Source organism: Pseudomonas sp. SWI44 (assembly GCF_002947915.1).
Lineage (GTDB): Bacteria > Pseudomonadota > Gammaproteobacteria > Pseudomonadales > Pseudomonadaceae > Aquipseudomonas > Aquipseudomonas taiwanensis.
On the sequence record NZ_CP026674.1, the window covers coordinates 3,480,213 to 3,500,915 of the forward strand.

Annotated in this window: 16 protein-coding genes and 8 pseudogenes; 3 read left to right on the forward strand and 21 right to left on the reverse strand. The window is 58.3% G+C overall.

The features are described from left to right. Nucleotides 1–81: 81 nt before the first annotated feature. From C4Q26_RS16435 to C4Q26_RS16450, 4 genes are read right to left on the reverse strand one after another with little or no spacing between them, the layout of a single operon-like run. Nucleotides 82–1,494, reverse strand: a complete 1,413-nt coding sequence (locus tag C4Q26_RS16435) for a heavy metal sensor histidine kinase (protein WP_023382291.1) — start codon at nucleotides 1,492–1,494, stop codon at nucleotides 82–84. Further along, nucleotides 1,469–2,143 carry a heavy metal response regulator transcription factor gene (locus tag C4Q26_RS16440; RefSeq protein ID WP_023382289.1) on the reverse strand — a complete coding sequence of 225 codons (675 nt, stop codon included), beginning with the start codon at nucleotides 2,141–2,143 and terminating at the stop codon, nucleotides 1,469–1,471. Before C4Q26_RS16440 ends, C4Q26_RS16435 begins: the two co-directional genes overlap by 26 nt. Before the next feature lie 9 nt (nucleotides 2,144–2,152). After that, nucleotides 2,153–5,245 (reverse strand): multidrug efflux RND transporter permease subunit, encoded by a 3,093-nt coding sequence (locus tag C4Q26_RS16445; RefSeq protein ID WP_027907448.1) that lies wholly within the window; start codon nucleotides 5,243–5,245, stop codon nucleotides 2,153–2,155. Next, nucleotides 5,242–6,405: an efflux RND transporter periplasmic adaptor subunit gene (locus C4Q26_RS16450; RefSeq protein ID WP_104883321.1), complete on the reverse strand. Its 1,164-nt coding sequence runs from the start codon at nucleotides 6,403–6,405 to the stop codon at nucleotides 5,242–5,244. The genes C4Q26_RS16445 and C4Q26_RS16450 overlap by 4 nt, the downstream gene beginning before the upstream one ends. Nucleotides 6,406–6,629: 224 nt before the next feature. On the opposite strand from C4Q26_RS16450, the pseudogene C4Q26_RS28850 reads away from it, so the two are divergent. Further along, nucleotides 6,630–7,295: pseudogene (locus C4Q26_RS28850) on the forward strand (PAS domain-containing protein); the annotation flags it as partial. Between the two features lie 399 nt (nucleotides 7,296–7,694). Next, a pseudogene (locus C4Q26_RS28855) lies at nucleotides 7,695–8,213 on the forward strand (methyl-accepting chemotaxis protein); the annotation flags it as partial. Here the strand turns inward: C4Q26_RS28855 and C4Q26_RS16460 are convergent. From C4Q26_RS16460 to C4Q26_RS28585, 11 genes and pseudogenes are all read right to left on the reverse strand, one after another. Continuing rightward, on the reverse strand, nucleotides 8,207–8,749 hold the full coding sequence (locus C4Q26_RS16460) for a hypothetical protein (protein ID WP_148299934.1): 543 nt from the start codon (nucleotides 8,747–8,749) through the stop codon (nucleotides 8,207–8,209). The pseudogene C4Q26_RS28855 and the gene C4Q26_RS16460 overlap by 7 nt on opposite strands. Before the next feature lie 66 nt (nucleotides 8,750–8,815). Beyond that, nucleotides 8,816–8,989 carry a hypothetical protein gene (locus tag C4Q26_RS27885; protein WP_158664894.1) on the reverse strand — a complete coding sequence of 58 codons (174 nt, stop codon included), beginning with the start codon at nucleotides 8,987–8,989 and terminating at the stop codon, nucleotides 8,816–8,818. A gap of 60 nt (nucleotides 8,990–9,049) precedes the next feature. Further along, a pseudogene (locus tag C4Q26_RS16465) lies at nucleotides 9,050–9,586 on the reverse strand (RHS domain-containing protein); the annotation flags it as partial. A gap of 76 nt (nucleotides 9,587–9,662) precedes the next feature. After that, nucleotides 9,663–10,286 carry a hypothetical protein gene (locus C4Q26_RS16470; protein WP_104883323.1) on the reverse strand — a complete coding sequence of 208 codons (624 nt, stop codon included), beginning with the start codon at nucleotides 10,284–10,286 and terminating at the stop codon, nucleotides 9,663–9,665. A gap of 2 nt (nucleotides 10,287–10,288) precedes the next feature. Next, nucleotides 10,289–10,702 (reverse strand): AHH domain-containing protein, encoded by a 414-nt coding sequence (locus C4Q26_RS28355; RefSeq protein ID WP_371919604.1) that lies wholly within the window; start codon nucleotides 10,700–10,702, stop codon nucleotides 10,289–10,291. Further along, nucleotides 10,676–11,239: pseudogene (locus C4Q26_RS28360) on the reverse strand (RHS repeat-associated core domain-containing protein); the annotation flags it as partial. The gene C4Q26_RS28355 and the pseudogene C4Q26_RS28360, both read right to left, overlap by 27 nt. Before the next feature lie 36 nt (nucleotides 11,240–11,275). Continuing rightward, complete coding sequence (locus C4Q26_RS16480; protein ID WP_023382282.1) at nucleotides 11,276–11,701, reverse strand: hypothetical protein; 426 nt, start codon at nucleotides 11,699–11,701, stop codon at nucleotides 11,276–11,278. Nucleotides 11,702–11,905: 204 nt separating this feature from the next. Continuing rightward, nucleotides 11,906–12,600: pseudogene (locus C4Q26_RS16485) on the reverse strand (IS5 family transposase). A gap of 231 nt (nucleotides 12,601–12,831) precedes the next feature. Further along, on the reverse strand, nucleotides 12,832–13,296 hold the full coding sequence (locus tag C4Q26_RS16490) for an SMI1/KNR4 family protein (RefSeq protein WP_104883325.1): 465 nt from the start codon (nucleotides 13,294–13,296) through the stop codon (nucleotides 12,832–12,834). 2 nt (nucleotides 13,297–13,298) lie between these two features. After that, the gene (locus C4Q26_RS28200) at nucleotides 13,299–13,529 is read right to left on the reverse strand and encodes an HNH/ENDO VII family nuclease (RefSeq protein ID WP_218274792.1); all 231 of its coding nucleotides are present in this window, start codon (nucleotides 13,527–13,529) and stop codon (nucleotides 13,299–13,301) included. A 201-nt stretch (nucleotides 13,530–13,730) separates the two neighbouring features. Continuing rightward, nucleotides 13,731–14,995 (reverse strand): annotated as a pseudogene (locus C4Q26_RS28585) (RHS repeat-associated core domain-containing protein); the annotation flags it as partial. Nucleotides 14,996–15,000: 5 nt separating this feature from the next. On the opposite strand from C4Q26_RS28585, the gene C4Q26_RS16500 reads away from it, so the two are divergent. Beyond that, complete coding sequence (locus C4Q26_RS16500) at nucleotides 15,001–15,210, forward strand: hypothetical protein (RefSeq protein ID WP_041925546.1); 210 nt, start codon at nucleotides 15,001–15,003, stop codon at nucleotides 15,208–15,210. 145 nt (nucleotides 15,211–15,355) lie between these two features. Here the strand turns inward: C4Q26_RS16500 and C4Q26_RS16505 are convergent, their stop codons facing one another. The 6 genes and pseudogenes from C4Q26_RS16505 to C4Q26_RS16525 all read right to left on the reverse strand — a co-directional run bounded on the left by C4Q26_RS16505 (nucleotide 15,356) and on the right by C4Q26_RS16525 (nucleotide 20,691). Then, a complete protein-coding gene (locus C4Q26_RS16505) occupies nucleotides 15,356–15,706 on the reverse strand; it encodes a hypothetical protein (RefSeq protein WP_023382277.1) in 351 nt (116 codons plus the stop codon). A 359-nt stretch (nucleotides 15,707–16,065) separates the two neighbouring features. Then, nucleotides 16,066–16,905 (reverse strand): annotated as a pseudogene (locus C4Q26_RS28590) (RHS repeat-associated core domain-containing protein); the annotation flags it as partial. 433 nt (nucleotides 16,906–17,338) lie between these two features. Continuing rightward, the gene (locus tag C4Q26_RS16515) at nucleotides 17,339–17,962 is read right to left on the reverse strand and encodes a hypothetical protein (protein ID WP_158664895.1); all 624 of its coding nucleotides are present in this window, start codon (nucleotides 17,960–17,962) and stop codon (nucleotides 17,339–17,341) included. Nucleotides 17,963–17,971: 9 nt separating this feature from the next. Then, a complete protein-coding gene (locus tag C4Q26_RS28385) occupies nucleotides 17,972–18,385 on the reverse strand; it encodes an AHH domain-containing protein (RefSeq protein ID WP_238546562.1) in 414 nt (137 codons plus the stop codon). Further along, nucleotides 18,359–19,102, reverse strand: a pseudogene (locus C4Q26_RS28390) (RHS repeat-associated core domain-containing protein); the annotation flags it as partial. The gene C4Q26_RS28385 and the pseudogene C4Q26_RS28390, both read right to left, overlap by 27 nt. Nucleotides 19,103–19,137: 35 nt before the next feature. Next, complete coding sequence (locus C4Q26_RS16525; RefSeq protein ID WP_104882684.1) at nucleotides 19,138–20,691, reverse strand: IS66 family transposase; 1,554 nt, start codon at nucleotides 20,689–20,691, stop codon at nucleotides 19,138–19,140. Nucleotides 20,692–20,703: the final 12 nt, after the last annotated feature.

Genomic DNA, 20,703 nt, shown 5'->3' on the forward strand with positions numbered 1-20,703 from the left:
TAGTCCTTTCAATGCCCGGGAAACAGTATCGGGTACGATAAGCACTGTTGCACAAAAAGTAATGATCGCCGCTGAACTGGCTTAGATTTTTGCCTCAAACCCGCGTAGTTGAGCGCTTGGAAGGCGAATGCCGAAGGTGTTGGCGCCGGCTTCGCTGCGCACGAAAACATCGCCGCCATGCATCAGGGCAATGGCCTTGACGATGGCCAGCCCCAGGCCGTGGTTGCCGCCGCCACTGTTGCTGCGCGCCGCGTCCACCCGGTAGAAGCGCTCGAACAGCAGCGGCAGGTGGGTACCCTCGATGGCGGGGCCGGGGTTGCTCACGGCGATGCTGACCTGTTCGGCGTCGGCAGCGATGTGCACCTGGATCACCTGCTTGGGCGCGGTATGCTGCACGGCATTGTTGATCAGGTTGATCAGTGCCCGGCGCAATTGGGCTTTCTCGATGGGCGCCTGGGCGTCGCCGCTGACGGTGACGCTGACCTGCGCGTCTTCAAGGATGTAGTCCAGGTAGTCCAAGGTGGTCGCCACCTCTTCGGCCAGCGAGGCCTGGGTCAGGGCCGTGGCCTTGCTGCCCTGGTCGGCGCTGGCCAGGAACAGCATGTCGTTGATGATGCTGCGCAGTCGCTCCAGCTCTTCGAGGTTCGATTGCAGCACTTCGAAGTAGTGCTCGGCGCTGCGACCACGGGTCAGGGCGACCTGGGTCTGGCCGATCAGGTTGGTCAGTGGCGAGCGCAATTCATGGGCGACGTCGGCGTTGAAGGCCTCGAGCCGCGAATACGCCTGGCTGACCCGGTCGAGCGCGGCATTGAAGGCGCCTGCGAATTGCGCCAGCTCAGGCGCCAGGTCGTGGGTTTGCAGGCGTCCGTCCAGACGTGGCGGCGCCAGCGCCTGGGCTTCGTTGGAGAGGGCCAGAAGCGGACGCAGGCCAATGCGCGCCACCCAGTAGCCTAGCAGCGAGGCCAACAGCACACCGAGCACGGCAAGACCAACGATGGCCACCAACAAGCTGTGCTGGGCCTGCCAGAAGGTTTCGGTATCGATGCCGATCAGAAAGCGCAACGCGGGGCGGCCCGCCAAAGGTGGGAGTTCGCTGACCAGCACTTTGTAGGGGTAGGGCCGATCGGGCAGGCGCAGCTCGCGCATACCCTGCGGCCCTTCGGCAAATGTGCGGATAAGCGCGTCCGGCTGGCCATACTCGAATGCCGGGGTTTGGCTGACCACCCAGAAGCGGATGCGCCGGTCTTCTTCGCTGAGCAGGTTAAGCTTGTTGGTGATCTTGGCCCAGTGCTCAGGGGTGCCATAGCGGTTGAGGGTCGACTCAAGCACGCTGAAACGCGCATCGAGCTCGGCAGCGGGCAGCAGGTCGAGGCTGCGATCGACCTGGCGGTACAACGCCGAGCCAATCAACAGGAACACGCCCATCGCCACCAGGATGAACAGCGCCGACAATCGCAGGGCGATGGAGTTAGCCGGCACGGTTTTCCAGGACATAGCCCATGCCTCGTATGGTGTGCAGCAGCTTGTTGTCGAACGGGCCGTCGAGTTTGGCGCGCAGGCGTTTTATCGCCACCTCGACCACATTGGCGTCGCTGTCGAAATTGATGTCCCAGACCAGTTCGGCAATGGCGGTCTTGGACAGGATCTCGCCCTGCCGCCGGGCCAGTACGCTGAGCAGCGAGAACTCCTTGGCGGTGAGGTCCAGGCGCTGGCCGGCACGGCTGGCCTTGCGCGCCATCAGGTCGATCCACAGGTCGCCGACCTGGACCTGCAAAGGTTCATGGCTGCTGCTGCGGCGGGTGAGGGCTTGCAGGCGAGCGACCAGTTCCAGAAACGAGAACGGTTTGCCCAGATAATCGTCGGCACCTTCGCGCAAGCCATGGATACGGTCCTCGACCCGTTCGCGAGCGGTCAGCATGATCACCGGCGTCTGCTTGCGCGCCCGCAGTGCACGCAGCACGCCATAGCCATCCAGGCCAGGCAGCATCACGTCGAGCACGATCACCGCGTAGTCGCCTTCCAGGGCCAGGTGCAGGCCGTCGATGCCGTCGCGTGCGAGGTCCACGGTGAAGCCCTGTTCGCTCAGGCCGCGATACAGGTAGTCGGCGGTTTTTTCTTCGTCTTCGATGATCAGCACACGCATGGTCTTGTCTCAAGTGGCACTGGGCGCAGCCGCCTGGATGGCCCGGCGGCGATGGAACAAGCGTTCCAGGGCCAAGTATATGACCGGGGTGGTGAACAGCGTCAGGGCCTGGCTCACCAACAGCCCGCCGACCACGGCGATGCCCAAGGGCTGGCGCAGCTCGGCGCCGGTACCGAAGCCGAACATCAGCGGTACGGCACCGAGCAGGGCGGCGAGGGTGGTCATGAGGATCGGCCGAAAGCGCGTCAGGCAGGCCTGGTGGATCGCCTGCTCGGGCGTGATGCCCTGCGTGCGCTGGGCGTCCAGCGCGAAGTCGATCAGCAGGATGCCGTTCTTCTTGACGATGCCGATCAGCAGCACCACGCCGATCAGTCCCATGATGCTGAAGTCCTGCCCCATGGCCCATAACAGGATCAGCGCGCCCAGGCCCGCCGATGGCAGGGTGGAAATGATGGTCAGGGGGTGGACCAGGCTCTCGTAGAGCACGCCCAGGATGATGTACACCGCCACCAGTGCTGCCAGAATCAGCCACGGCTGGCTCGACAGCGAGCTCTGGAAGGCTTGGGCCGCACCCTGGAAGTTGCCGCTGATCGAGTCGGGCATGCCGAGTTCGCGCTGGGTGCGCTCAAGGATCTGCACGGCATCGCCCAGGGCCACGCCTGGCGCCAGGTTGAACGACAGGTTGGCGGCCGGGAACAGGCCATCGTGGCTGATCGACAGCGGCCCGGTGCTTGGCGGGGCGACGTGGGCCAGCGCCGACAGGGGGACCATTTCGTGGGTCAGCGGCGAGCGCAGGTAGAAGTAGTTCAGGCTTTCGGCCTTGCCTCGTTGGCGGGCGTCGAGTTCGAGAATCACCTTGTACTGGTTGGTCTCGGTCTGGAATTCACTGATCTGCCGCTGGCCGAAGGCATCGTACAGCGCCTGGTCGACGTCGGTGGTGGTCAGGCCAAAGCGCGCCGCGGCCTGGCGGTCGATGTCGATGCGGGTGACGCTGGCGCCCAATTGCAGATCGTTGGACAGGTCGCGCAGTGCCGGGTTTTCCCGCAGGCGGTCGGTCAGGCGCTGGGTCCATAGGTTCAAGGCCATGCCATCATTGCTCTTGAGCACGTACTGGTACTGGGTGCGGGAAGGGCCGGAGCTGAGGTTGATGTCTTGCCCGGCGCGCATGTACAGGACGATGCCAGGCACCTGGGCCAGCTTTGGCCGCAGCCTGTCGATCAGCTCGCTGGCGGAAACGTCACGTTCGCCACGGGGTTTCAGGGCGATCCAGAATCGGCCGTTGGCGATGGTCTGGTTGCTGCCGGTCACGCCGACGGAATGGGAGAACGCGCGCACGGCTGGGTCGGCTTCGATGATCCTGGCCAGTGCCTGATGCTTCTCGATCATGGCCGGGTACGACACATCCGCCGCCGCCTCGGTGGTGCCGAGGATGAAACCGGTGTCCTGCAGTGGGAAGAAACCTTTGGGGATTGCCACGTATCCGGCCACTGCCAACGCCAGGGTGATGCCGAACACACCCAGGGTCAGGCGCTGGTGGGCCAGGGCATGGTCCAGGGCACGCGCGTACCGGCGCACCAGGCGCTCGCCAAGGCCGCCGTGTTGCTCGCGAGGCGGGCGGCGCATGAACAGCGCGCACAACGTGGGCGCCAGCGTCAGCGACACCACCACCGAGATCAGGATGGTGGCCGTCGCGGTAAGGGCGAACTCCTTGAACAACCGGCCGACCACACCGCCCATGAACAGCAGCGGAATGAACGCAGCGATCAGCGAGAAACTGATCGAGATCACGGTGAAGCCGATTTCCCCGGCACCTTTGAGCGCGGCGGTGCGACTGTCGTCGCCCGCTTCAAGGTGGCGGTGGATGTTCTCCACCACGACGATGGCATCGTCCACCACGAAGCCGACGGCAATGACGATGGCCACCAGGGTCAGGTTGTTCAGGCTGAAACCGAACACATACATCAATGCGCAACTGGCGATCAGCGACACCCCTAGCACACTGGACACCACAAGCGTCGCCGACCATTGCCGCAGGAACAACGCCATCACCCCGATCACCAACACCACGGCGATCAACAGGGTCAGCTCCACCTCGTGCAGCGAGGCGCGGATGGTCTGTGTCCGGTCCTGCAGCACCGAGACCTCGACCGACGCAGGCAGCATCTCCTGCAGCCTTGGCAGCGCTTCCAGCACCCGGTCGACGGTGTCGACGATATTGGCACCGGGCTGGCGGAACACCACCAGGTTCAGCCCTGGTTGCGCGCCGGACCAGGCTTTGACGTAGGCGTTTTCGGCGCCATGGATCACTTTCGCCACATCCTGCAGATACACCGGCGCGCCGTCGCGGTAGGAGACGATCAGCTTGGCGTAGTCCTGCGGGTGGAACAGCTGGTCGTTGGCGGCGAGGGTCGACACGCTGTGCTCGCCGTACAACGCGCCCTTGGCCAGGTTCAGGCTGGTTTGCTGGATGGCCTGGCGCAGGTCGGCGAGGGTCAGGCCGATGGCTGCGAGTTTCTCCGGCTGCGCCTGGACCCGTATTGCCGGGCGCAACTGCCCGGTGATGTTGATCAGACCGACGCCTTCGATCTGGCTCAACTGGCGGGCCAGCAGGGTTTCGGCATAGTCACTCAGGTCATTGCCTGGCATCTGCGAGGAGCTTACGGTCAGCACCAGAACGGGGCTGTCGGCTGGGTTGACCTTGCGCCAGGTCGGCGGGTTGGGCAGGTCCTGGGGCAGGCGCGCTGTGGCGGTGTTGATCGCCGCCTGCACTTCCTGGGCAGCGGTATCGATGTTTTTGTCGAGGGTGAACTGCAAGATCAGGTTGGTCGAACCCAGGGCGCTGCTGCTGGTCATCTGGGTCATGCCCGGAATGGCGCTGAACTGCACCTCCAGCGGCGTCGCCACCGACGATGCCATGGTTTCCGGGCTGGCGCCGGGTAACTGGGCGGTGACCTGGATGGTCGGGAAGTCCGCTTCCGGCAACGGTGCCACCGGCAAGCGCGGGAAGGCGATGGCGCCCAGCAGCACCAGGGCGAATGTCAGCAGCAGGGTGGCGATCGGGTGGTCGATGCACCAGGCTGAAACGCCATTGCGCGTATTCATGGCTGACTCCTGCGGTCGGCCATTGCCGACGCGGCAGGGGCGTCAGGGGTGACCTCGACCCGCGACCCCGGCTTAAGCCGTGACTGGCCATCGAGTACCAGGCGCTCACCGGGCTTGACCCCGGCAATGACGTTCAGCTCGCTGTCCTGGTATATCAGCTTGACCGGCACGCTGGTGACCTTGTCGCCGTCCAGGCGGTAGACAAAGTGCCCATCGACGCCACGTTGCACCACCGGAGGCGGCACCACCAGGACGTTTTCGTCCACGGCGGTACGCAGGCGAATGGTGACCAGTTGTCCGGGCCACAGGCGGCCATCCTTATTGTCGAACTCGGCCTTGACCCGCACCGTGCCGGTGGTGGCGGAAATCTGGTTGTCGATCAGGGCCAGGTGGCCTTCGCCCAGCAGGTTGCGTTCGCCGTCGGCGTCCATGTAGGCCTGGACCAGAGCAGGGGCGGGGGCCTTGAGCAGGCGTTGCAGGGTCGGCAGCATGTGCTGCGGTAGGGAGAATTCGACGGCGATCGGGTCGATCTGGGTGACGCTGAACAGGCCTTGGGTGTCGCTGGTACGCACCAGGTTGCCAGGGTCGATGTTGCGAATACCGACTCGACCGGTCACCGGTGAGCGGATCTGGGTGTACGACAGCTGCACCTGGGCGTTGGCGATGGCCGCCTGGTTGCCCTTGACCGTAGCCTGTAACTGGTTGACCAGCGCCTGTTGCTGATCGAGCGTCTGTTTCGAAACGCCGTCATCGGCGCTCAACAGGCGGTAGCGCTTGAGATCGACGCCGGCCACTTGGATCTGCGCCTGGCTCTGGCCGAGCAGGGCGCGGGCCTGGTCCAGGCTGGCGCGAATCGCCCGGTCATCGAGGGTGGCCAGCAAGTCGCCTTGCTTCACCCATTGCCCCTCCTTGACCAGCACCTGGGTCAATACCCCCTCCACCTGGGGCCGCACTTCCACGCTGTGCAGCGACAGCACCGAGCCGATGGCACTGGCATAACGCGGCACGTCCTGCTGAACGACGCTGACCACCCGTACCGGAATCGCCGCCTGCGCACGTGGCCCGGGCGCTTGCTCGCGCTGGCCGAACCACAGGCCCAGCGCAGCCAGCGCCAGGAGCGCCACCGCGGCGAGAAGAAGAGAGCGGGACGGGCGTCGCATGGGGCAAGCACCTTGGCCAAGAGGGGTGGGAAACACGTGTCCGTAGTGAAGCTTATAGCCCCCTGACCGGGTCGGCAGCGTGACGCCTGGCTGACAGCGCCGACAGTTTCGGCTCGTTGGTGGCCAATTGCCAATATCCTGCGCTGGATCAATTCAACGCCTGTTTTTACCCCTAGAGTCGAATGCCCTGCCGATCTTCCCAACTACAACAACGAGTGCCTCCGATGAAGTGCAATTTGCCTGTTACCGGTCGCGAAGTGGATTACCCCGGCGATGCCAACATTCTTTCCACCACTGACCTGGACAGCCGTATCACCTATGCGAACCAGGATTTCGTGAAGGTCAGCGGGTTCTCCCATGATGAGTTGCTGGGCAATGCCCACCACATCGTCCGCCACCCGGACATGCCGCCCCAGGCTTTCGAGCAGATGTGGCAGACGCTCAAGGGCGGGCGTTCGTGGATGGGGCTGGTGAAGAACCGTTGCAAGAATGGCGATCATTACTGGGTCAGTGCATTCGTGTCGCCGATCAGCAGTGGCGGCCAGACCATCGAGTACCAATCGGTACGGACCAAGCCCAGCCCCGAGCTGGTCGCGGCGGCTGAGCGTTGCTATGCGCAGTTGCGCCAGGGCCGTGGCGGTTGGCGCCAGCGCATACCGGTGCTGGGGTTACGCAGCCGGCTGATGCTCAGCGTCGGCACGGTATTGGCGTCGGTGGCCGCGCTGAGCCATTGGGGCCTGGGTATAGGCGGCTTGCCCGCACTGCTGGAGTTGGGGCTGGCTGCAGGCTTGAGCGGCCTGGTGATCGTCGTCTTGCTACGCCCGTTCGAACGCCTGCGCGCACAGGCCCTGGCCATAGCCGACAACCCCTTGAGCCAGCAGTTGTACACCGGCCGACGTGATGACATCGGCCAGGTAGCTTTCGCCATGCGCATGCTCAAGGCCCAACTGGGCGCGGTGGTGGGGCGTATCGGCGACACCTCGACACGCCTGGCGGCCCATTCCGGCGCCTTGGTCGACGCCTTGCACACCAGTCATAGCCATAGCCTCGAGCAGCAAGGCGAAGCCGACCAGGTAGCCACGGCGATCCACCAGATGAGCGCCAGTGTTGCCCAGGTGGCGAGCAGCGCGCAGTTGGCAGCGGTGGCGGCGGATGAGGCCGAGGGCGAGACCCAGGCCGGGCATCGGTTGGTGGACCGTAACCGCAACGCCATCCAGGGTCTGGCCGGCGCGTTGGCCGAGGCCAGTCAGGTGATTCACCGGCTGGAAACCCACAGCAGCGAGATATCGGGTGTGCTCGATGTCATCCGCGGTATTGCCGAACAGACCAATTTGCTGGCATTGAACGCGGCGATAGAGGCGGCCCGAGCCGGCGAGCAAGGTCGGGGATTTGCCGTTGTGGCCGATGAAGTACGCAACCTTGCCAAGCGCACCGCGCAGTCGACCCATGAAATCCAGCGCATGATCGGTGCCCTCCAGGACGGCACCCGCGCCGCGGTAGAAGTGATGCAGCAAAGCAGCGAGCACGCCGGACACAGCGTCGAGCAGGCGCAACTGGCCAGTAGCGCCCTGGATGGCATCAGCGCCCGGGTCAACCAGATCAACGAGATGAGCTTGCAGATTGCCGCGGCGGTGGAGCAACAAAGCCAGGTCAGCGAGAGCATAAACCGCAATATCGTCAGTATTCGTCTGGCCAGTGAAGCGACGGTGGAGGTGGGGCAGCATAGCCACTCACGTGCCAGTGATGTGGCGTATTTGGCGCAGGACTTGCGGCGGTTGGCGGATGAGTTTTGGCGGCGTTGTCAGTAGGGGGATTGGGCGCCCCCATTTACATGCACCTCAGTTCTATCCAAAACGACTAGCTCCATATTTTTTGAGTCAACGCCTACACGTCGTGCAGATGTAGCTTTTACCTGGGTCGAGTTATCCAACGCCACTTGACCATCCGTTGGCGCGAGGGGCGCGGCGGCCAGGGTCCAGGCGTCGACTTCAAACATGGAGTCGTACAGCGCCACCTGGGCCAGTTGCTGGCGGGCCCGGGCATGATTGACCTCGGCGTCGAGGTTGCCGCTAGCGGCGTCCTTGAGCAGCCCGGCCAGCCCACCGAACAGTTGGCTGGCGGTCTGGCCGGCGGCTTCGAGCATGGCAGGCAATTGCTCGAGGGCGCCGTCGACGTAGTGCTCCAGCTCGCCGCCAAGGTTGGCCTGCAGGTGGCCTTCGAGGATTTCCAGGAACACCGCGCCCAAGTTGGCCCGGGGGTTGCGCCGCAGCTTCTGCCGGGTGACGCGGATGTCACCGGCACCCGCCACCAACCGCCAATCCAGGCCCTGCACGAGAGAGCGCATGCCCAAGGTGGTCAGGGCGATGTCGGCGTGGCTACGAGTAAAGAGCGCGGCTGGGTGAACTCGAGGTCAAGTAATTCTTAGTTGCAATCTTGCCTTTTCAACAATCCCCTTCAGCGTCTGAGCGTCATTTTGAGGCGACACCATGGTTGCCTTTTTTTGCCCGAGTTCATAGATCAATTTGTAAACACCCGCTGGAATTTCCAGATCATGTTCATCGCCAATATTTCCAATAGTAATCACCCCACTTTCAAGGGACTCGTTCACTATCCATAAAAGTAGTCAATAAAACGTTCAAAATTCTGGATCTTGAGCAATGAATCGCGCAGAACTCGGATCATAGTAGCGATACCGGTTGTAATGCAGCCCTGTTTCATGATCGTGGTACTGCCCCTGGAAGCGGATCGGGTTACCCAGACTATGCTGCTTGGCCCACTCCGAACGCGCCTCCCGCACCTCACCCCACGCCTTGTACTGCCCCGCCCACGCAACGTTGCCGTGCGGATCGGTCAACTCCATCGGCGTGCCGAGGTGGTCACAGTGGTACCAGGCAATCGCATCGAACGCCTGCGGTGGCATCGTCGTTTGCCACGACGGATCCTGATCGAAGTCGTACTCCCGCTGACGCCAATCCGGCTGCCTGTGCAGCACGATCGGGCGCTTGCGCAGGGCCTGGGCCACCGGCACGAAGCTGCCCGGTTCATACAGGTAGTGCACCGTGCGCCCGGTATCGCCATCGTCCCTTGGCGGTTAGCTTTCCCAGGCCAGGGTGTCGCCGTCCCAGCCGAACAGGGTGAAGCCACAGCTGAGATCACGTTGGCGCTTGGCCCGCTGCATCTTCCCGTTCACCCAGGCGCAAGTTATAAACTTGCGCCTGCTCAAAAAACATATTTTATCTAGACCTCAAGCGATATAGCTATAATGGCAAAATCCCCTTTGAGTCACTTTCTTTTAAAGAGATAAATTCAACGCCTAACACGCCGAGCGCTTCAGCCTTCTCCTTGAAATCCTCTGTGCAGTAAAGAGTATCTATGTACGGTGAAAGCCTATCAATTCGAAACACTGCACTGTCCTTTTTCTTAAGCATTAACGACTCAAAAGACTGCATTCGACCATACTCGTCACCAATAATTTTTGACGACAAATCAATCACATCATCAGGGCTATAAGATTTGAAAACAGCAGCATAGTAACCAATAGGATTATCCGTCCGCCCACCATTGACTTTGCAATCCACCTTAACCACATCAATGAAATGCACCCCGGTTTCTACACATGCAGCATAGAATTTTTCATTAATTGCATACAGTCCCTCCGCCAAACTACGAGCACCGAAATAATATTTTTTTGACTCCCCTACAAGCACCATCCCCGCAGGCATTTTTTCATGCCCACCATTAACTGGCGCATTTTTATACCAAGGGAAATACCCATATTCAATCTCACCCCAATTTTCGTATATTTTATCATAGAGTGCGGCATCTAGCAGACCCAGATGCGAGCCTACGTCTTTTTTCTGGCTAATCGCATAAAAGTTCATATTTAATCCAACCTTTTTGGTTTCAAACCTAGAGTTCCAGGCGCCTGCAGCATTTTACGATTTCGATTTTGGAGTACAACAATCCTTTCTCTCGCCACAGAGTCGCTGATCACACCCTCTCTGTAATCATTTTTTATCCTAAGCACTTCCATTCTTACATAGGCACTGTAAATTGGATGACTTCCGCAATGATACAACATTCGACCTACCCGCTTTGCTTTAGCCTCGCTATCGGGCATCAGAACACCATTCTCTTTTTTATCCATGCCATCACCAAGACCTATCGAGTCAAAGAATGGCTTATGTATTTTCCAGACTTGCTCAGGAATAATATGGTGAGCCTGAAGATTATCACCGATAGCACCCCCTAGAACATTATCGAGCTTTCGGCTGCAAAGCCATAAAGGGTCGGTCAGCTCTATTGGGTTTGAAACATAAATATATAGGTTTAGCCCACCAGCATAGCTTATTGGGTCTCTGCTGATGTAGCGTCCTTGTTTGGGCGCATAGTAGCGATTGCGATTATAGTGTAACCTTGTCTCATGATCGTGGTACTGCCCCTGGAAGCGAATCGGGTTACTCATCCCGACCTGCTTGGCCCACTCCGAACGCTCCTCCCGCACCTCACCCCACGCCTTGTACTGCCCCGCCCACGCAACGTTGCCGTGCGGATCGGTCAACTCCATTGGCGTGCCGAGGTGGTCACAGTGGTACCAGGCAATCGCATCGAACGCCTGCGGTGGCATCGTCGTCTGCCACAACGGATCCTGATCGAAGTCGTATTCCCGCTGACGCCAATCCGGCTGCCTGTGCAGCACGATCGGGCGCTTGCGCAGGGCCTGGGCCACCGGCACGAAACTGCCCGGTTCATACAGATAATGCACGGTACGCCCGGTATCGCCATCGTCCCTTTGTGGTGAGCTTTCCCAGGCCAGGGTGTCGCCGTCCCAGCCGGTACCTGTGCGCATTATGAATTTTTACATGAAAAGCTACTTGCATACGTAGCTGACAAAGTAATCCGTAAGAATTTTATCCGCTAGTTTATAGTTCTCGTCGTCGCATTGAAGGAACTCCATAAACCAACTGAGCTTTTCCGACATCATTTCTTGATCGTCAGATTCATCAATGCTTAGTAACAGCATTGCCAATCGAGTGCTTAATGCATCTCTGCTATGGAAATCACGAACACCTTCAAGACCCGGTATCTGTATTCGCCACTGCGCTGCTAATTTCCGGCACTCCAACTGGTCGATTTCTCGTGAAATGTATTTTTCAACAAAATTTATTGGGCTTGGCAAGTCTTCTGGAAACGTATAATTAATTGCTGCAAGGGCTATGAGCATAAACTTTCTCAGTACAATATTTGCCTCTCGACCATCATTGGGCCACACAATTTCACCGTAAGCAAAGCTCATTCCCATTCCACTCCTAGGTGTGTCAATGCATCTCTGCAACTTTTACAAGTAGGTTTGTTAGGGAGGCGCTGAACAATTAGCCAATTCTCACCGTCCCCATTTTCAAGCCGGTTTTTCAACCTACCGGCCTTATTCTGCGTTTCTTGGGCCGATTTCTACCCTGATTTTGCTGATTAGCGGGCCAGCCCCGCCTTTCGGACGGACTTATCCCGCCGTCCGTTGCAAATACCGCTTGGCCAGTACCAGATTGGCCAACCCCAACAGACTGAACAACTGCGCCGTATTCTTTTCCAGTCCACGGTAGCGAACCTTGCGATGATTGAAGCGCACCTTGATCACCTGGAAGGGATGCTCGACCTTGGCACGCAGCTGCGCCTTGGCGTATTCGATTTTGCGCTTGATGCATCTCAGGATCACGCTTGCCTTCTCGGTTCTTGACCGAAGGCGGCGCGGCGATCAGGGTAGCGTCGACGATAGTGCCTTCCTTGAGCAGCAGACCCTGGCTGGCCAGATGCTGGTTAATCGTTTCAAACAGCACCCGCGTTAGCTGATGGGTTTCCAGCAAGCGGCGAAACCGCAACAAGGTGGTGGCATCCGGTGCCGACTCACGGCCCAGGTCGATGCCGATGAAACCACGAATGGCCTGGCTGTCGTAGACGGCATCTTCGGTACCTTCATCGGAGATGACCGAAACACTGCTGCACGACATACATGCGCAGCATGCGCGACAACCCAATCGCAGGGCGTCCACGCTTGCCTGTGGTGTCGCTATAGAACGGCGCCACTTGCGCCTCCACTTGTGCCCAGGGCACCAGCTGTTCAAGGTCCGCCAGGAAGCGATCTCGGCGAGTCTGCTTTTTCTTGCCGGTGTATTCGAGTTCGGAGAAGGTCTTTTGCATGCGCGTAACAAAGCTCACGGAGGAGGCTGGTTGAGGGGGCTCAGTGTGCCAAGGGTGGGGGCGGCTGGCTATTTATGCAGTGTCTCCCTAAGAGCCAACAGAAATTCGTTGCGCAGATGCTTGATGCCCTGATCGCTCAGGCCACGACTAAAGCCAGCAACGAAGGACAGGAGATTTTGCAGTAAGCAGATAAAACAACACCGGCGCATGGCCGGTGCAGGATGAGAATATCTATCTAATATGAGCAGAAATTCGTTTATATAAAAACTCATAAAAATCTGAAGCGTAATTAACGTTTTCACCAGACGGAAGTCGAAGACTCACGGGGCACTCACCATCTTTAAACTTCGAATAGTCAAAGAAAAAGACTTCCCCCATATCAGTTTCGCTAATCACAAGCTTTTTGCCATCTATCAGATTATTTTTTATGCCCACAATATGCTGATAGACAATATCCCCTCCATTGACACCCTCAAAGTCCACGCCATAGATACTGTAAATTTCTTCAGTACCAATCTCGCCACCCGCATACGTCTTTAAAAACCACTTGTACGACCCTGGCAGTTCAAGCCCTAGCCGCTGCTCGGCCTTCTCAATCCAGTCATCACTCACGCAATCGGCCTGGCTACCAAAGCACACGATATCAGGATGCAGTGATACTAATTCCTCAATTTGATGTGTCGTAACTTGGCTCATTCTCAATTCCTAAAGTCTGCAGGTCGTTGCTTCCAGTACTGCACCTTCCACTTATCAAAAGCTGCCCTATCACTACCAGAAGGAATTATATTAGGGTTAATGTGAATAGTTGCGCTATTGGTTTGGTGAAAACTTTGCGTCATTTCTGCAATAGGCCCTGACTGTGTTTGTGTCATATGGTGCAGGTTCACCGACTTGCCATCTACACCTATGGGCGCTCGACCAGAGGCCATACGCTCAGCATTACTACCGGTTATGACCTTGCCACCTTCACGCCAACTAGTTTGCAAATTAGGATCAAATAAATCATTCCGCTGATAGACCTTATTCCCACTAAACTGAATAGGATCTTTTGACCAAAAATTACGTTGCTGAGTAAAAACAGAGCCCGCCTCTGTAGCGTTCCCTAATCCTTTTGCACCACAGCAACATTCTTTTGCTAGTCCTAGTGGATCAATCCAACTTATAGGGTTTGGAGCATATACATATTGATTTAGCCCCCCGGCATAGCTAATGGGGTCTTTACGAATGAATCGAGCACCCCGAGTATCATAATACCGATGTCGATTGTAATGCAGCCCAGTCTCGTGATCGTGATACTGCCCCTGGAAGCGAATCGGGTTACTCAGGCCATGCTGCTTGGCCCACTCCGAACGCTCCTCCCGCACCTCACCCCACGCCTTGTACTGCCCCGCCCAGGCAACGTTGCCGTGCTGATCGGTCAGCTCCATCGGCGTGCCGAGGTGATCGCAGTGGTACCAGGCAATCGCATCGAACGCCTGCGGCGGCATCGTCGTTTGCCACGACGGATCCTGATCGAAGTCGTACTCCCGCTGACGCCAATCCGGCTGCCTGTGCAGCACGATCGGGCGCTTGCGCAGGGCCTGGGCCACCGGCACGAAGCTGCCCGGTTCATACAGGTAGTGCACCGTGCGCCCGGTATCGCCATCGTCCCTTGGCGGTTAGCTTTCCCAGGCCAGGGTGTCGCCGTCCCAACCGAACAGGGTGAAGCCACAGCCGAGATCACGTTGGCGCTTGGCCCGCTGCATCTGGTTCCAGCCGGTACCCGCTTCCGGCCTATCCCAGTAATGTGCGACCGAGTTCTTGTACAGACGTCGACCCAAGGCGTCGTAGGCGAAGTCGACCTTGAGCTTGTAGTCGCTGTAGCTGGCCAACCGGTCGAACAGGTCCCAGGTGAAGTGGGCGTGCGCGCCGTTTTGTAAGCGGTGCACCAAGTTGCCGCGTTCGTCGTACTTGTAGTGGGTGCCGGCGTATTCGCGCAGCAGGTTGTCCATCAACTTGTTGCGACGTGGGTCGGCTTCCAGCGGGCGGTTCAGCTCCTGGGGCTTCTGGTCCAACAGGTTGCCGGCGGGGTCGAAGGCGAAGGTTTCGACCCTCAGGCAACTGGTGGCTGGCAGCAGGCGACCCGCCGGACCACTTCACGGTGCAGGTCGTCGCGCTCGTAGGCCAGCAGCTCATGCTGGTCAAGGGTCACGCCAAGCACGTGACCGCTCCCGTAGGTGAGCGTTCTGAACTTATGGCCATCGGGGCGAAGGTTCAGCGCGTCGTACTCTTGCTTCCACAATGCGACCATCGGCACAGCGGTCTTGAGGTAGTACTGATGCTCGTGAGAGAGGTTTCCCGCTTCGTCATGGAACCATTGCAGCTTGCTGTCGGCATTGATGGCCTGGATCAGCTCGCGTTTTGGGCCGGCACGATATTTCCACTGCAAACAACGCCGACGACAGCGCGACGGCCAGCACCGGAATTCGGCAATTGTCGGCGGCGCTGGCCGACACGAACGACGAGCATCGTGCAATTGCCGATACCTGGCTGCACCGTGCGATCGCCGGAATTCAGCAAATGCACCTCAACGACGACGCGCGCCAGGTGGTTGCGGAACGACTTTTCTAGTCACCAACAGAATGACGGCTGCCGCTGCGCTTCTCCCCGATCAGGGAGAAACAAGTGACCGCGCGGAGGTCGATTTCTGGGCAACAACAAGGGCCCCTTACGCAGCCCTGTTGTTTCACCGCTCTTTTCGGATGCGGTCCATCAATCAATCTGGCGCAAAGTGGCTATGCAAATCCGAACCCATATCGTTGATTGGAACTCTGTTCCCGTCATGGTCTTCGGTACAGATAACGAATCGTTCAACGGTTTGATCTACCACGCGCGCACCATCGACAACTGCAAATAGGCCAAAAAGTGCGCCTTTTACGGATTCCGCGATTACCCGATCCAACAGCTCACGATCGTGGTCGTTGAGGTTCGAACGCCACGCGGCTACATCTACCAAGAACTTTTCCGGTTTCCTGCCGGGAGGAGACGTGAAGAGTGCGATTAAGTCATTGATCGTCGCGTCCCTCACGTGCTCGTCTATCAATGAAAGTAGTTCGGCTGTGTTCATGTGCTTAGCTCACACGTTGGTAATTTCCTCGCGAACGCACCGGGATACGTCTGCTTGTTCAGGTCAATCAAGCGCTGCAAGCATTCGTTTGATGCTCCGGTGCGGCTCCTGAGATCGCGAATATCTTTCGCGAGCAGATCCCGGGCGGTGCCAGTATAAGAGCCTTTGATCGTCGGAATTCGCAAATGCTCTGGCCTCGGAACAGCAATTGCCGGTGCGGTCTGATGATCGTAATTCGGCACGACCTGACCAGCCGGCTTGCTTTGCATCGCGTGGTGAATATCTAGACCGTCGCCAGAAGCGGAACGCTTCTTGAGATCGTCGTAGGTACCAACATCGTACTTCGAGCACGGATCGCAAGGGTATCGAGCCAGCCCCAGCGGGTCAATCCACTGCGTCGGGTTGGGCGCGTACTGATAGACGTTAATGCCGCCGACGAGCCCGATGGGATCCTTGCTAACAAACCGCCTTACATTGGGATCATAGTATCTATGTCGATTGTAATGCAGCCCTGTCTCATGATCGTGGTACTGCCCCTGGAAGCGGATCGGGTTACCCAGACTATGCTGCTTGGCCCACTCCGAACGCTCCTCCCGCACCTCACCCCATGCCTTGTACTGCCCCGCCCACGCAACGTTGCCGTGCGGATCGGTCAGCTCCATCGGCGTGCCGAGGTGATCGCAGTGGTACCAGGCAATCGTATCGAACGCCTGCGGCGGCATCGTCGTTTGCCACAACGGATCCTGATCGAAGTCGTACTCCCGCTGACGCCAATCCGGCTGCCTGTGCAGCACGATCGGGCGCTTGCGCAGGGCCTGGGCCACCGGCACGAAGCTGCCCGGTTCATACAGGTAGTGCACCGTGCGCCCGGTATCGCCATCGTCCCTTGGCGGTGAGCTTTCCCAGGCCAGGGTGTCGCCGTCCCAGCCGAACAGGGTGAAACCACAGTTCAGTTCGCGCTGGCGTTTAACGCGCTGCATCTCGTTCCAGCCAGTACCCGCTTCCGGCCGATCCCAGTAGTGCGCCACCGAATGTTTGTGCAAGCGCCGACCCAGGGCGTCGTAGCTGTAATCGACCTTGAGCTTGTCGTCGCTGTAGCTGGCCAACCGGTCGAACAGGTCCCAGGTGAAGTGGGCGTGCGCGCCGTTCTGTAAGCGGTGCACCAGGTTGCCGCGTTCGTCGTACTTGTAATGGATGCCGGTGGCGTCGAAGGCGAAGGTCTCGGTCTGGTTCTGCTCGGCCAGGTGGGCGGTGAGCGCGGCCACGCGGCCCATGCGGTCAAAACGCAGCTCGATTCGGCGCTGGCCTTGGAACGGGGACCACTGCCATCCCATTCCAAGATGAAGCCGCCCTCAACGCGATCATTGGACCGCGTGATCCGATGATTGCGGTACCGACTGTGCAGGCGGCGCCATCTTCGTCACGGGCGCCGATCAGGTCGCCCTGGCCGTCGTAATGGTAAGTGCACAACTGACGAAGCGGCTTGCCATCGACTCAGATCCCGAAGGTTGCTATTTGAATCGAAGGCGAAAATTTCCAAGTAGGGGCGGCTGATGACTTTGAGCAGACGCCCCACCGAGCTGTACCCACCGAGCGCCCTACAATCCTGACCTAAAAACAAGGCAAACTTAATTACAAAGGATATATCTTCTCCGACCCCCACTCTTCAATGGGGTAAAAATCGACACCCAAGACTTTTACCTCTTCGGCTTTATTTTTAAATTCTTCACTGCAAAATAAAGTATTTATATAAGGAGAAAGGCCAGATATCTTAAATACAGCATTCCCAACATCATTCAACTCCAACTTGCCAAATGACTCCACCATATTGTACTCGTCGCGCACCAAACCTAAAGAACCTTTTATAACCTCTTCAATTGCGTATGACTTAAAAACAGCCACATGATAAGCACCGGGGTTTTCCCTTCTACCTCCTCCTACCTTAAAGCTAACGCGAACAACATCCTGAAAAACCACCCCGGACTTTTCACACGCATTATAAAAACTATCACTAATTGCGTATAGATCGTTAATTAGTCGGCGCGCACCAAAACAGTACTTTTTCCCGGCTCCCACTAGGACCATGCCTTCAGGCATTTTTTCATGAGGGTGGTGCCTCGCTGAATTAGCGTACCAAGGGAAGGCGCCATATTCCACCTCCCCCCAATTTTCATAAATCGTGTCGTACAAGGTGGCATCAAGAAGCCCCAAAGGACAACCAGAGTCTTTTTTCTGGCTCATCATGTAGAATTTCATTTTTACCCCTTATTCTAAGCGTTTAGGTGCAATACCAGGAACACCGGGAGCTTGTAGCAACATCCTGTTCCTATTTTGTAGCGCCGCAATTTTATCCCGCGCAGTAGAATTATTAATCATTCCCGCAGAATGAGCGGCCGAGATTCTAGACACCTCGAAATCAACCCCCGCACTGTACTTAGCATGGCTTCCGCAATGATAGAGCATGCGCCCCATTTGTTTTGCTTTGCCCTCCCTATCCGGCATTAGAACTCCATTCTGTTTCTTGTCCACATCCCCGCCGAGGCCTATAGAGACAAAGAATGATGTGTGGTTTTTCCAAATCTGTTCAGGAACGATATGGTGAGCTTGAAGGTGGTCGCCCGCAATCCCTCCTAATGCATTGTTGAGCTTCGAACTGCAAAGCCCCAGCGGGTCAATCATTCCGGTAGGGTTAGCCACGTAAAGGAAAATATTTACTCCTCCGCCGTAGCTTAGCGGATCCTTGCTGACAAACCGCCCTACATCGGGATCATAGTATCTATGTCGATTGTAATGCAGCCCAGTTTGATGATCGTGATACTGCCCCTGAAAGCGAATCGGGTTACTCATCCCGACCTGCTTGGCCCACTCCGAACGCTCCTCCCGCACCTCGCCCCACGCCTTGTACTGCCCCGCCCAGGCAACGTTGCCGTGCTGATCGGTCAGCTCCATCGGCGTGCCGAGGTGGTCACAGTGGTACCAGGCAATCGCATCGAACGCCTGCGGCGGCATCGTCGTTTGCCACAACGGATCCTGATCGAAGTCGTACTCCCGCTGACGCCAATCCGGCTGCCTGTGGAGCACGATCGGGCGCTTGCGCAGGGCCTGGGCCACCGGCACGAAACTGCCCGGTTCATACAGGTAATGCACCGTACGCCCGGTATCGCCATCGTCCCTTGGCGGTGAGCTTTCCCAGGCCAGGGTGTCGCCGTCCCAGCCGAACAGGGTGAATCCGCAACCCAGTTCACGTTGGCGCTTGGCCCGTTGCATCTGGTTCCAGCCGGTACCCGCTTCCGGCCTATCCCAGTAATGCGCGACCGAGTTCTTGTACAGACGTCGACCCAGGGCGTCGTAGGCGAAGTCGACCTTGAGCTTGTCGTCGCTGTAGCGTAAGCGATCCATGAACCCCACCTACCGCGAATAGGAAGTCGCAGTTACCGTGGCATTTCCGGCGAGCAGTTCCACGGAAGTAACGCTTCATAGTCCGCTACGGTCTGCGCGTGGGGCAGTCGCTCCAGTACGTGGCGCAGCCACGTATAAGGCTCTTGGCCGTTGATCTTTGCAGTCTCGACCAAGCTGTAGATCTGGGCACTGGCCGTGGCGCCCTTGGGCGTGTCGCTGAACAGCCAGGCCTTGCGACCGATGACAAACGGCTTGATCGAGCGTTCGGCCAGATTGTTGTCGATCGGCAAAAAACCAGTCTCGACGTAACGCACCAATCGGCTCCAGTTATTCGCGAGATAATTCACGGCCTTGCCCAGCACGCTTTGCGGCGTGACTTGGGACTGGGCCTTGTCCAACCAACTTTTCAACTGGCTCAGGACTGGCAAGGCTTGCGCCTGTCGCGCGACAAAACGCTGCTCGTCACTGGCATCTTTCAGTTCGCGCTCGATGCCATACAGCTTGTTGATCATCGTCAGTGCGGCATCGGCCCGTCCGGTTTTGCCTTTAGGCTGCACTTTCTGAGCGTCGACGAATTTGCGCCGGGCATGCGCCATGCACGCCAACCGTTCTACGCCAGGCTGCAGCGCCAACGCGTTATAGCCGGCGTAATCGTCCGTCATGACATACCCGCGATAACTTTCCAGCAGGCGCAACGGCACTTCCTGCGCCCGGCTGGAGCTGTAGTCGAACAGCACGACTTTTCGGTCAGGCGGCCCGCTGACTTGCACCCACATCCAGGATTGGCTGGTCGGGTCTCGATCCGGTTCTTTCAGTACCTGGACACGGGTTTCATCGCAATGAATGACCGGACTTTCCAGCAATCGCTCACGCATCAGATTCAACAGCGGCTGGACATGTTCGCTGCATTGGATAATCCAGCGCGCCAGTGTCTGTCGTGGAATGTCGATACCGTGCCGGCTCAGGACACTTTCAAAACGGTGCAGCGGCAAGCCATCGACATACTTGGTCGTCAGCAACATCGCCAACACGCTCGGGCTGGCCATGCTCTTCTCTATCAGTTGAGCCGGTTTGTCTGCCGTGACCGGGGCAACTTCACAACCCCGGCAGCCGTAGACCTTACGGACATGTTTGAGCACGCGGATCTGCATCGGCACGATATCCAGTTGCTCACTGATTTCCTCGCCGATCTCATGCTTGAGGCAACCGCAGGCACAGGTCAGTTCGTGTTCAGGCAGCTCGTGGATGACTTCGATACGTGGCAGATCAGCCGAGAGTGGCTTGCGTTTTCCCCGGAGTGGCGCTGGCGTGACGACTTCTTCATCCGGCGTCTCCACCGTCAACAGAGGTTCGCTTTCTGCCTCGTTGAACATCGCCAGTTGCGGCGTGTTGGGGTCGATGGCCTGCTCGGACTTGCGGCCGAAAAGACGATCACGCAGCAACTTGATCTGTTCTTTCAGATCAACGATGTGAGTGGCGTAGGCTTCTTTGACTTCCTGCTCACGCGAGCATGCTGCGTAAGCCTCAAGGAGCATTTGCTTGAGCAGGACAGGGTCATCGGGAAGGTCATCGGGCATGGGATTCATGCCGAGGATTAT